General features: G+C 57.9%; 12 protein-coding genes. 2 read left to right on the top strand and 10 right to left on the bottom strand.

Going from position 1 to position 12554, the window contains the following annotated elements; all coding sequences use genetic code 11:
* Positions 1 to 17 precede the first annotated feature (17 nt).
* The 3 genes from FZF01_RS11630 to FZF01_RS11620 form a co-directional block, all read right to left on the bottom strand.
* Positions 18 to 617, bottom strand: coding sequence for a hypothetical protein (locus FZF01_RS11630; protein WP_223825491.1), 600 nt, complete (start codon positions 615 to 617; stop codon positions 18 to 20).
* Complete coding sequence (locus FZF01_RS11625) at positions 614 to 1915, bottom strand: sialidase family protein (RefSeq protein ID WP_223825490.1); 1302 nt, start codon at positions 1913 to 1915, stop codon at positions 614 to 616. Before FZF01_RS11625 ends, FZF01_RS11630 begins: the two co-directional genes overlap by 4 nt.
* Before the next feature lie 144 nt (positions 1916 to 2059).
* A complete protein-coding gene (locus tag FZF01_RS11620; protein WP_150278347.1) occupies positions 2060 to 2866 on the bottom strand; it encodes an FkbM family methyltransferase in 807 nt (268 codons plus the stop codon).
* A 144-nt stretch (positions 2867 to 3010) separates the two neighbouring features.
* On the opposite strand from FZF01_RS11620, the gene FZF01_RS11615 reads away from it, so the two are divergent.
* A complete protein-coding gene (locus tag FZF01_RS11615) occupies positions 3011 to 4333 on the top strand; it encodes a lytic murein transglycosylase (RefSeq protein ID WP_150278346.1) in 1323 nt (440 codons plus the stop codon).
* Between the two features lie 142 nt (positions 4334 to 4475).
* Positions 4476 to 5528 (top strand): lipoyl synthase, encoded by a 1053-nt coding sequence (lipA, locus tag FZF01_RS11610; RefSeq protein ID WP_150278345.1) that lies wholly within the window; start codon positions 4476 to 4478, stop codon positions 5526 to 5528.
* Here lipA and lipB read toward each other — a convergent pair.
* From lipB to mrdA, 7 genes are read right to left on the bottom strand one after another with little or no spacing between them, the layout of a single operon-like run.
* Positions 5521 to 6135 carry a lipoyl(octanoyl) transferase LipB gene (gene lipB / locus FZF01_RS11605; RefSeq protein WP_150278344.1) on the bottom strand — a complete coding sequence of 205 codons (615 nt, stop codon included), beginning with the start codon at positions 6133 to 6135 and terminating at the stop codon, positions 5521 to 5523. The two genes, lipA and lipB, sit on opposite strands and share 8 nt — an antisense overlap.
* Entirely contained in the window at positions 6132 to 6407 is a 276-nt protein-coding gene (locus tag FZF01_RS11600; protein WP_150278343.1) for a YbeD family protein, read from the bottom strand. Before FZF01_RS11600 ends, lipB begins: the two co-directional genes overlap by 4 nt.
* A 13-nt stretch (positions 6408 to 6420) precedes the next feature.
* On the bottom strand, positions 6421 to 7587 hold the full coding sequence (locus FZF01_RS11595; protein ID WP_373286441.1) for a D-alanyl-D-alanine carboxypeptidase family protein: 1167 nt from the start codon (positions 7585 to 7587) through the stop codon (positions 6421 to 6423).
* A gap of 60 nt (positions 7588 to 7647) precedes the next feature.
* Complete coding sequence (locus FZF01_RS11590; protein ID WP_150278341.1) at positions 7648 to 8541, bottom strand: septal ring lytic transglycosylase RlpA family protein; 894 nt, start codon at positions 8539 to 8541, stop codon at positions 7648 to 7650.
* The gene (mltB, locus tag FZF01_RS11585; RefSeq protein ID WP_150278340.1) at positions 8534 to 9544 is read right to left on the bottom strand and encodes a lytic murein transglycosylase B; all 1011 of its coding nucleotides are present in this window, start codon (positions 9542 to 9544) and stop codon (positions 8534 to 8536) included. The genes FZF01_RS11590 and mltB overlap by 8 nt, the downstream gene beginning before the upstream one ends.
* Positions 9544 to 10686: a rod shape-determining protein RodA gene (rodA, locus tag FZF01_RS11580; protein ID WP_150278339.1), complete on the bottom strand. Its 1143-nt coding sequence runs from the start codon at positions 10684 to 10686 to the stop codon at positions 9544 to 9546. Before rodA ends, mltB begins: the two co-directional genes overlap by 1 nt.
* Positions 10683 to 12551 carry a penicillin-binding protein 2 gene (mrdA, locus tag FZF01_RS11575; protein WP_150278338.1) on the bottom strand — a complete coding sequence of 623 codons (1869 nt, stop codon included), beginning with the start codon at positions 12549 to 12551 and terminating at the stop codon, positions 10683 to 10685. The genes rodA and mrdA overlap by 4 nt, the downstream gene beginning before the upstream one ends.
* Positions 12552 to 12554: the final 3 nt, after the last annotated feature.

Genomic DNA, 12554 nt, shown 5'->3' with positions numbered 1-12554 from the left:
TTAGATGCAGAGCGCACTCAATCTGGAGCATGCTGGGTATCCCGTTCCCGTCTGCGGAATACCGACATTATCAGCGCCGAGAGACTGTAGATCACCATAAAGGGGTCGATCAGATAATCCCAGTAGTTGTCCGATGGTTTCAAATCGACAATGAAGGCCAGGGTGGCAAACGCCAGCATAACCACACCCAGGGTATTTCGCAGCAGCACAAAGAGCACCGTCAGCGCAGCCACGAGCACTAGCAGCGCTCGTGGGCTGTAGCCCCATCGGTAGGTATCGACCATGCCAACACCCAGTGCTGCGGGATACAAAACCAGACCGAGAACGGCAAAGCATAGCCAGAGCGGCCATTTTGCAGCAAGCGGAACGGGCGGCAGGTAACCCAGTCTGATTATGGATGCAGCCACCAGCCAGACAATGCTGGTCATCGCCAGATCATCCGTCAAGCCGCGCAACAGCCCAGCCAGCGTCAAACCGGTGGAAAGCGGTATCAAGGCCACCAGCACGAGCCCCAGCAACACCGCCAGGCGATAGGCTGGCGATAACCGGCGCAGCGGTAACAGCAGAAACAGTATGAGCGCAAAAGTGAGCACCGCCTGCCAATTGGCAATAATCATTCCTGCGCCTCCAACCAGGCCCTGTTGAAAGTAACGTGCTTGATAAAGCTGTTGTTCCAGGAATACACCATATGGAAACGTCCATCATCCGAGCGGATCAGGTAGGGATACTCATAGTCGAAATTGCACAGTCCCCGGCGACAAACGCGCCCCTCAAGCAACTGCATATACTCGTCGAGCAGAACGTCTCGCTTGGGACCACTGGCCTCGAGAAACTTCTCACGCATCAACGGCTCATACTTTTCCAGGGGAATGGGATCGCCATCTGCGTCTGACGACTCATCGATCGTATTGATCAACGACCAGGTACTCAAACTGAAACTGGCCTCGTCCAGAGTCAAACGAAACCGGCCATCAGTGAGATTGTTCTGAGCGACCAGGAGCGTATTGCGGTGTGAACGCACGGCCGCCAGTGACGAGTTGGGGTTCCAGGGCTCCACTGAGCGCTCTTCGCTCCAGGTCTGCCCTGCGTCCGCGGTTACTGTGGCCAGCACATGACCCTCCTCCGATTCTCCAGCGTAGCGCAACAGCGCAATTGCCCGCCGCTCGTCCAGAGGCACTACCGTAGGTTGCAGCGAGTGGGTCCCGTCCGCCATGCGGAATTTGTCTACCACACGGCCGTCAGCGTCGAGGTAGAGATACTCGGGAAATTTACCCAGAAACTCGTGGTAGACCGGCAGGCCGATTGAACCGTCCTTGTGAAAGACCGGAGCGCTACGTACCAGGGTACTGATGTTGATAAATGGCGAGGTGATCAACTGACGCGGCTTTGACCAGGTCACGCCCTGATCTTCCGACACCATCACATTGATCGCACTGCCTGCCCAGCCACCCAGTGAGACCGACACGTAGAACAGCCAGAGACGCTCATCAGGCGCGAGTGCTATAACCGGGTTGCCCAGTTTACGGATCGGTTTGCCCACCGCAGCGCGCGTTATATCTCGGGTTGCAAAAACCTCTTCATTGCTCCATTCACCCGTACCCGCATCAAAGCGTGCACCGCGAATCTGGACATCAGCGGCTCCCTCACGGGAGCCGGCAAACCAGACACTTAGCAGATCGCCACCAGGTAGCGCGGTGATTGAAGAAGAATGCACGAAATCATCCAGGTCGCTGGATACAAAGCGCCGCTCCATAACGGGCTCTGAGCTTATTTCTTTGCTGTCATCCCATTTTGTCGCAGTGTCAAAACCCGACATTGTGTAGGGTGTACTCCACAACCAACCTAGCGCAAAAAGCACTGCCAGCAGCACCAGAACAGGGGCTCTGTAGTGCAAGGACCATGAACGGAAAAACATACTACTCCTTGTTATTCTGAAGCGCTGTCAACACCGATCACGACATTCGTTGATAATGAGTGCCAAGCAAGTGCCCGTTGGATTAGTCGGCCGGAATGGTTTCCGATGTTATCAAATATCGTCCTTTTTCCCTATGATTCCGAATCAGGTTCTGAGAAATAACCAAGTCTGTGCCAGCAATCGACACAGCCTGAAACCCTGACTCTGGATCAGATTAACCAGTTCGACCGTGGGCAATTCACCAATGTCCGGCGTGTGAATTTCGATAAGAATCATGCGCAAACAAGCTGGCAGTTCAGCCGGAAATAACCCGCATTCCCCACCCTCGATATCCAGCACCAGTACGGTAGGCTCATGATCACCAAGCAAGGAAGAAAGGGATCTGGCCGGCACGGTGAGTCTGCGATCAGCCTTGGCGGGTGTCAGTGCGCTGCTCCACCAGTATTCATCGTAGATCCCCAGCTCGATATGCTCGGCCTGGTAGGCGTCAGCAACCACGGCCGCTTCAATAAGCTCCAACGTCTGGCCGTTGGCGGCGAAGGTGTTTCGTATCTGGTCGTACATGGCCGGATTGGGCTCGACAATCACTACAGGCTGCTGCGAGCGCATCCCCGCGAAGGACCCGGTGACACCGGCCCCAGCCCCGCACTCCATTACCCGGTCGCCGGGGCGAATCATTGCGTCGATCAGTTGCAGATCGGCCTGCTCATAGTCGCCAATGGCGAAGTAGTAGGCCATCCGCGCACTGAATCCTGATCTGACCGGTAGCACCAGGGAGTAGAACGGATGTTTCAGGCGGCCTTCGTCCGACAGACCATTAACCCACTGCTGAAAACGCTGAATCTGGAAGGCATCTTCAGGTTCTTCCTGGGGCCACTGATGCAGGCCCCGGGCGCTGACCCGCAAGCGACGTTTCTCGATAGTGCTATCTTCAAGCGACGGGACCGGCATCGACTGACCCTCGGATTGGTCTGGCCGGCCATACTAACACCGTGCCAGAGTCGTATCCATGCGCGCTGATACGACCATCAGCGGTCACGAACCAACTGTTTGCCATGGTAGAGTTGCACGATATATCCAAGTCGGAACATCTCAATGCCTATGAACACTCCTCGCCCGACCTTCACCACTCGCTATCTGGCCACAGCCACCCTGGCCCTGCTGCTGGCAGCTTGTGCCGACACACCCATCCAGAAGGCTCATGCCGAAAGCCCGGTTACCACAACGGCTCCAGCCAGCGCTCCAGGCCTCGCGGAAACGCCGGCCGTCGAACCTGTCGCCCAAGACCAGACTTTCAGCCAATGGCAGCAGCAATTCAGAGGCCAGGCGCTCGATGCAGGCATCAACGAGGCACTTTTCGACCGTGCATTTGCTGGTGTTGTGCCTGATCCGGGCATACTGCGCGCCGACAGCAGCCAACCCGAATTCACTCGCCCTGTTTGGGAGTACCTGGACGGCGCCCTCTCCAGTACGCGTATAAGTCGAGCGCAGCGCCTGCTGGATGAACATGCATCAACGCTGGGGGCCATTGAACAGGCATACGGGGTCGATCGACATATTCTGGTCGCCATCTGGGGCCTGGAGAGTAACTTCGGCAGCAATATGGGCGACAACTACGTCATTCGCGCCCTGGCTACGCTGGCGCATCAGGGCCGCCGGCCCGATTTTGCCCACGCGCAGCTCCTGGCTGCCCTGGAAATACTGCAGCGCGGCGACATCGCCCCGGACGGCATGCTTGGCTCCTGGGCAGGCGCCATGGGACAGACCCAGTTCATACCGACGACCTATAACAGCCATGCCGTGGATTTTGACGGCGACAACAAACGCGATATCTGGAACTCCTCAGCCGATGCCTTGGGGTCCGCCGCCAACTATCTGAAAGTGTCCAACTGGGATAGTGGGCAACCCTGGGGTGCAGAAGTTTCGCTGACCGAAGACTTTGATTACGCGCTGGCAGACACGGCGATACGCAAGACTGTCGCCGAATGGGCAGCGTTAGGGGTAAAAAGCGCCCAGGGGGGACCGCTGACCTTTGCTGACGGGAGCCAGCCCGCCTCGCTCCTGCTACCCGCGGGTTACCGGGGGCCGGCGTTTCTGGTTCTGGGCAACTTCCGCAGTATTCTGCGCTACAACAACTCGTCGAGTTATGCCTTGGCAATCGGGCTGTTAACCGAGCGCATGCAGGGCCGGGGTGAAATAACGGCAAGCTGGCCCAAGGGTGACCAACCATTGGCGCGCAGTGAGCGGCTCGAACTGCAAAGACGACTCAAAGAGGTGGGCTTCGACCCGGGCGGCGTTGACGGCATCATTGGCGCCAATAGCCGCAAGGCATTGAGAAACTTCCAGATTGCCCTGGGGCTGCCGGCTGACGGCTACCCGTCCAAATCACTCCTGGAAAAATTGCGTACATATCAATAGCGGCTTCAGCCGATACTCACAGGCGCCCTTGACAGCGCCTGTGATAAGATTACACCAATCTATCTTGGGTAAAAGCCGGCTCCCCTCACCATGACCCGGCGTTTACATCGTCTTGGGCCCGGTACAGGAGCAGCTACCTTTCATGAGCGACCACCCCTCAAAACGCGTCGGTAGCGGCGAGAAGTTTCGCAACGCTCAGGGTATTGCCGCGATAAAGGACGGCCAGAAACGGCGCGCTACGAGCGTCGAGCCTGTGGTGTTCGAACCCAAACCCAGATGGCTACGCGCACGCGCCCCGACCGGAGAGCGCTTCGAGGCCGTCAAACAGAATGTGGCTTCCCACAAGCTGAGTACGGTGTGTCAGGAATCCCACTGCCCGAACATGGGCGAATGCTGGTCCAATGGCACAGCAACCATCATGCTGATGGGGTCGGTCTGCACCCGCGCTTGCCGCTTCTGCGCAGTCGACACCGGCAACCCCAATGGCTGGCTGGATATCGATGAGCCGGAAAACACGGCCAAGTCGGTAGAGCTGATGGGCCTGCGCTATATCGTTCTCACATCGGTAGATCGCGACGACCTGCCGGACGGCGGAGCCAGCCACTACGCCGCCGCTGTCCGTGCGATAAAACAACGCACGCCGCAGGTGGTGGTTGAAGCCCTGACACCTGACTTTGACGGTGTGCATACGGCTATCGAGGCCGTGGTAGATTCAGGGCTGGAGGTTTTTGCCCAGAACGTGGAAACAGTCGAGCGACTCACCCGTGAAGTCCGTGACCCCCGAGCTGGCTATGCCAAGACCCTCAAAGTTCTGGAGCATGCCAAGCGCCATCGCCCCAAGGTGATCACCAAGACCAGTTTGATGCTCGGTCTGGGTGAAACAGATGAAGAGATACTGGCTACCCTGGATGATCTGCGGGCAATCGGCGTCGATATCGTGACGCTTGGCCAATACCTGCAGCCCACCAAGAATCATCTCAAGGTAAAGCGCTGGGTCACGCCTGAGGAGTTCAACCGCTATCGCGAGATTGGGCTGGCCAAGGGATTCATGGAGGTGCCATCGGGCCCATTGGTGCGCTCGAGTTACCGCGCAGACCGGGTTTTCGAGAAAAACAATCTGGGGCTGGCAGAGCCCACTGCGGTGCCTGGACAAGGCCCCGTGCCACAACTGATACCCACCCGCTCCGTCAGCTGAGCTCCTGCAACAGCGCCTGCTCCAGGCGCTGGCCCACCTCATCAATACCCGGCCGCGCCTCAAGCTCCTCACTCATCTGCGTCATCACCAGACCTGCATAGCCACAGGGGTTGATCCTCTGGAATGGCTGCAGATCCATATCCACATTCAATGCCAGACCGTGGAACGAGCAGCCCCGGCGAATGCGCAGGCCCAAAGAGGCGATCTTTGCGGCCCCAACGTACACGCCGGGGGCGTCAGGACGCGGAGCGGCTTGGATACCGTAACCGGCCAAGGTATCCACCAGGCTCCGCTCCATGGCGGTTACAAGGTCACGAACACCCATATCCCGTCGACGAATATCCAGCATCAGATATGCAACCAGTTGCCCCGGGCCGTGGTAGGTCACTTGTCCGCCGCGCTCAACCTGCACCACCGGAATATCGCCAGCGGCCAGCACATGCTCGGCTTTCCCCGCCTGGCCCTGGGTAAACACCGGTGGGTGCTCCAGCAACCAGATCTCATCCGGGGTACCTGCATCGCGCTCATGAGTAAAAAGGCGCATCGCTTCAAGTGTAGGCAGATAATCAACTAGCCCCAGGCGACGAACCACAGGCGCGTCACTCACAGGACCATCTGCACCCGGCCTGTGGCCTTCAGCTCCGCATTCAGGGCCTGCAACTGCTCAGGGCCGGTGGCCATGATTTCCATGCGCAGGGACAGGAACCGACCGTTCTTGCTCTCCCTGATATCGATGGCTGCAGGGTCCAGGCCCGGCGCGTGACGTTCGACAATATCCGCCACCAGCGCTACAAATCCTTCACCGGCATTGCCGATTACCTTGATGGGATACCGGCAGGGAAATTCGATGCGCGGTGCGTCAGTATTTGTCGTTGCCATGGGCAGGCCCCTCTCAGTTGAACAAGCCGTAGAAAAACAGCCTGAGGTTATCCCACAAACGGCCAAAAATGCCTGCCTGTTCGACATTTGCCAAGGCCACAAGCGGCGCACTGTGCACAATCTCATCACCCAGCCTGACCTCGACCTGACCCAATACGTCGCCCACGGCGATTGGCGCCTTGATCGACGAATCGATGGTGATACCCGCTTCCAGTTTCTCCGCCTGCCCTTTGGGCAAGGTCATCACCAGCCCATCAGTCAGACCCAGCGCAACCTGATTCTCTGCACCGGCCCAAACCCTGGCTTGAGACAGCACCTGCCCGGCTTCATAGAAAGACTTGGTCTCGAAGAAACGAAAGCCCCAGGTCAGCATTTTTTGGGTTTCCGCCGCTCTTGCCTGCTCGCTGGTCGTGCCCATGACTACCGATATCAGACGCATACCTTCACGCTCGGCAGAGGCCACCAGGCAGTAACCGGCTTCCTCGGTATGCCCGGTCTTGAGTCCGTCAACCGTGCTGTCACGCCAGAGCATCAGGTTGCGGTTGGGCTGGGTAATACCGTTCCAGACAAACTCCTTTTCCTTATACAACTTGTAATGTTCCGGGTCGTCACGAATGATGGCGTGCGCCATGGTTGCCATATCGCGAGCAGTGGAAAGGTGGCCCTCAGCTGGCCATCCGGTGGAGTTTTCGAAGTGTGTATTGGTCATGCCCAGACGCTTGGCGTGGCTGTTCATCAGGTCAGCGAAGGCGTCCTCGCTACCGGCAATATGCTCAGCCATGGCAATACTGGCATCGTTCCCGGACTGAATGATGATGCCTCGCAGCAAATCGATAACCTGTACCTGGTTGCCTACCTCGATGAACATCTTCGAGCCACCCTTGCGCCAGGCCTTCTCGCTCACCAACACCAGATCGGATTCCTTGATCTGGCCACGCAGTATCTCCATGCTGGCAATATAACTGGTCATCATCTTGGTCAGACTGGCCGGCGGCAGCGGCTCGTCGGCATTGTGCTCCATGAGCACTTTGCCGCTGCGGGCATCCAGCAGCATATAGCTGCTGGCCGCAAGCTGTGGCGCCGATGGAACAATAGCTGCACCCTGAGGCGCGACGTTAGGCGTGGGTACCTGGGCAGAAGCCAGACCGGAAAAGGCCAGCGAACCTGAAAGCAGCAACATGTGGGTCAATTTTTTAAGCATGGTACTCACTATGAAATGGGTTGGTACGGTGATTGATTGTCAATTGCCGGAAATCAGCGTTGGGGTGCCCAGATTGGCACGCTGCAATATATCTAGCAGCTGCCGGGCCTGATCCTGCGAGACCAGCGGTCCGATGCGAACCCGGTGTAACGTCGTGGCATTATTTTCCGTGGTACTGAGAAATACCGGATTACTGGTCTGGCTCTGCAATTGTGCCCGAAGCTGCTCGGCCGCCTGAATGGAAGAAAACGCGCCCACCTGGAGAAACACCTTTTCCTCGGCAACGGGTTCCTGCGTTGCATACTGAGGCGCTGGCTCCGGCTCGGCCGCCTGCGCGGTCACCAGATAACCCGGATTCCGTTGCTGATGCCAGACAACCGGGTCAATACCTTCAACCAGCACCCGCGCCGTGCCCTTATCAGCAAAGCCGAGCTTCTTGGCCGCCGCATAGGACAGATCGATTATCCGCGTGGAATAAAAAGGCCCGCGGTCATTCACCCGCACGACAATCTTGCGATCATTTGCAAGGTTGGTGACCTGAACATAGGTCGGCAATGGCAACGTCTTGTGTGCGGCCGTCATGCCATAGAGGTCATAGAGTTCGCCGTTGGCTGTCTTCTGCCCATGGAACTTGGTTCCGTACCAGGATGCCTCACCCTCCTCCCGATAACGCCGGCCATCCTGCATGGGGGTGTAATGCTTGCCGAGTACCTTGTAGGGCGAGGCTTTATAGGGGCCGTTGTGCACCACAGGCACCGCATCAGGAATGGCCGAAACGTCCATAAGATAGTCTGGCGCGCCATCTACCGCGGGTCTGCTAGCGGGAGCAGAGCCGGTAACCGGCTGCTGGGGAGCACTCGAGCAGGCCCCCAGCAATGCCAGCACAACGGCACCCAGGGCTCCCCGGAGACTGCATGTAGACATGTTATTCATTTACCCCGGCCTCTTTGATCAGCTGCGACAACTGATGCACCACCATCGCATACATGACACTTCTATTGTAACGGGTAATCACATAGAGATTATTCAGCCCGATCCAGTGCTGCACATGGTCTCCGGCGTCAAACTCGTAAGCCATGACCTCCAGATTAGTTGCAAGTTCACTCTCGGGCTGCCAGCCCAGCGCCATCAAATCTCCCACGCTGCTGCGGGCTTCCAGGCCCCGGTCCAGCGTCACCCCACTGGCGAAGTCGTCTCCAGTAACGGTGGCCGGAACCGCAACGGCCTCGCCTGACCGCCAATCATGCTCGCTGAAATAATTGGCCACACTGCCTATGGCGTCAACCGGGTTATTCCAGATATCAACCTTGTCATCACCGTCAAAATCAACAGCAAAGGCCTGATAACTGCTGGGGATGAACTGGGGATAGCCCATTGCTCCGGCGTAGGAGCCCGTTAACGTCAGAGGATCCATCTGTTGTTCGCGGGTCAATACCAGAAATGCCTTGAGTTGACGACGGAAGAAGTCGGCCCGTGGCGGATAGTCAAATCCCAGGGTGGTGAGCGCGTCAATCACGCGGTGGCTGCCTTTGTTACCACCGTAGGACGTTTCCACGCCGATGATTGCAGTGATCACTTCAGCCTCCACACCGTATTGCTGCTCGGCGCGAGCCAGCGCATCAGCATGGGTGCGCATGAACTCAAGGCCATCTGCGATGCGTTTATCAGTAATGAATATTGCGCGGTACTCATGCCAGGGGCGAACGCGTTCGGCTGGTCTGGAAATAGCGTCCAGGATGGCTTGCTTGCGTTCGGCATCGGCAAGCAACCCACTCACATAGGCCGCGGGAAAACCGTGCTCGACCTGCATTTCATGCACGAAGGGTGCTACCGCCGGATGCTCGGCGGAATAATCGGACGCCCATAGCGGCGCGCCGCTGGACGTCAGAACAGCGGCAACGAACAGGTTCAGACGACGGAATAAATTTGCCTGCATTACTGGGCCATCCATTTTCGATGCGTTTGAATCGACATCAGAATGCCGAATCCGGATAGAAGCGTTACCAATGAGGTGCCGCCATAGCTGATCAGCGGCAAGGGTACCCCGACTACCGGTAACAGGCCACTGACCATGCCGATATTGACCAGCACATATATGAAGAATGTGAGTGTGATACTACCTGCCAACAGCTTGCTGAAGGTATCCTGGGCCTGCAGAGTGATGAACAGCCCCCGCGCGATGATCAGCAGGTACACGACCAACAATAGACACACGCCAACCATGCCGAACTCTTCGGCCAATACCGCGATGATGAAATCGGTATGCCCTTCGGGCAGAAAGTCCAGGTGTGACTGGGTACCCTGCAGCCAGCCCTTGCCGAATACGCCACCGGAACCGATGGCAGCCTTGGACTGGATGATATTCCAGCCCGCACCCAGGGGATCACTTTCCGGGTTCAGGAAAGTCAGCACCCGACGCTTCTGATACTCGTGCAGAACGAAAAACCACATGGCCATGGCGGCGGGCGCTAATAACACCCCCGCCCCGATGATATAGCGCCAGCGTAAACCCGCCAGCAGCAGAACAAAGAATCCTGACAATGCCACCAGCAGGGACGTACCCAGGTCCGGCTGCTTGAGAATCAGAACCATGGGGACCAGGACAATCACCAAGGTACCGCAGATATACCGGAAACTCGGCGGCAGATTACGTCGCGCCAGATACCAGGCCACCGCCATCGGCATGACCAGCTTCATGATCTCCGAGGGCTGGAAACGGATCACCCCGGGGATGGTCAGCCAACGCTGAGCGCCCTTGGCCTCGGTACCCACCACCAGAACGGCAAGCAATAAAAGCAGACAGCCTACATAGGCCGCTGGCACCCAACGCTCCATGAAGCGCGGTTTGAACTGGGCAATGGCCAGCATCACGGCCAACCCCACGCAATAGGCAGCGCCCTGGCGATACAAGATCGCCAGACTTTTACCACTGGCGGAATACAGCACGAAGCCGGCAACAGCGGCAAGCACCATGATCAGCAGCAGCAACCAGGGATCCACGTGAATCCGTTGCCAGAATGGATCGCGCCTTTGCAAACCGCCGCCGCCGGCGGCCACTGCAGAGAGAATACCTCTCATTCTGCTACCTCCTCGGTGAAAGCGGTCGGTTCGGGGTCAGGCACCAGCCATGCGTCGAAGAGCTGGCGCGCGACGGGCGCTGCAACACGTCCGCCCGACTCCCCGTTTTCAACCATCACTGCCACCGCAATTTTTGGCGCTTCAGCCGGTGCAAAGCCCACGAACAGGGCGTGATCACGGTGGCGCTCCTGCAGCGCTTCCGAATCGTACTTTTCACCCTGGGCAATGGCTACCACCTGAGCAGTGCCGGTTTTACCCGCCATGCGGTATGGCGCATCTACAGCAGCGCTGCGCGATGTGCCATGCGGTGCATGCATTACATCCTGCAGAGCATCGACAATGAAGTCCCAGTCATCCGGGTTCTTGAGTTCGATATCAGCCGGCGTGTCATCCACCTGAGGCGGCTCGCCTTCGGCGTGCATGAGCAGACGCGGTCGACGCCAAACGCCCCGATTGGCCATCAAAGCAACCGATTGGGCAAGCTGCAATGGCGTAGTCAGCATGTATCCCTGACCGATGCCGGTGATCAAGGTTTCGCCTGGGTACCAGGGCTGGCGACGGGCTTCGCGCTTCCAGGCACGCGAGGGCATGAGCCCCGCAGACTCTTCATACATGTCATGGGAAACGCGTGTTCCGAGGCCGAAACGGGTCATGTATTCATGCATCCGGTCGATGCCCAGCTTGTTTGCCAGGTCATAGAAATACGTGTCGTTGGAGCGCGCTATGGCATAGGCCATGGACACCCAGCCATCCCCCGAGCGGTTCCAGTTGCGGTACTTGTGGCTGTGGTTGGGTAACTGGTAGAAGCCTGGGTCATAAACGCGGCTTTCCCGTGTAGTCACACCACTGTCGAGTCCGGCCAGGGCAATGATCTGCTTGATCGTCGAGCCGGGTGGATACAGGCCGCGCAGAACCCGGTTGAACAGGGGCTGATCGAGGGAGTCGCGCAGGGCACCGTAATCAGCATGGCTGATGCCGGTCACGAAGAGGTTGGGATTGAAACCCGGCTGGCTGACAAACGCGAGCACCCCACCAGTTTCAGGTTCGATCGCTATGACGGCGCCGCGTCTATTACCCAGCGCCTTTTCCGCCACCGCTTGCAAGCGGCTATCCAGGTGCAGGGTAATGTCCTTGCCAGGCAGCGGATCTGTGCGCTTGAGCACCCTGAGAACACGCCCCCGCGCGTTGGTTTCCACTTCCTCATAACCCACGGTACCGTGCAGGGTATCTTCGTAGAACCGCTCGATACCGGTCTTGCCTATATAGTGGGTACCGGCATAGGCCACCTGATCAATGGTGGTCATTTCCTTTTCGTTGATGCGCCCGACATACCCTACTGCATGAGCAAAATGCTCCGCAAAGGGGTAATGCCGTACAAAGCTGGTCTGCACCTCGACGCCAGGCAGCCGAAACTGGTTGATGGCAATTTGCGCTATCTGCTCTTCGGTCAGGCCAAACATGACCGGCACGGCTTCGAAGGGCCGCCTTCCCTGGGTCAACTTGCGTTCCGCGCGCTCCAGGTCCTCTTCGCTCAGCTGCAGCAGCGAGCCGAGAAGCACGAAGGTGTCATCCAGATTGGGTACCCGTTCCCGGGTGATGCTGAGACTGAAGCTGGGGCGATTTTCAGCGAGCACTATTCCGTTACGGTCATATATCCGGCCACGACTCGGCGGCACCGGCTGAATATGCACCCGGTTATTCTCGGACAGGGTCGAATGATGCTCGTATTGCGTGACCTGCAGAAAGTACATACGACCAACCAGTGCCATCGTCAACGCTGCGACGAACACGGAGGCAAGCACTACCCTCCTCTGGATAACACCGGCGTCACTGGAATGGTCCTTCAGGTGAATAGGTCTGGCCATGTA

The organism is Halopseudomonas salina, assembly GCF_008641105.1.
This window is presented reverse-complemented; position numbering and strand designations above follow the sequence as displayed.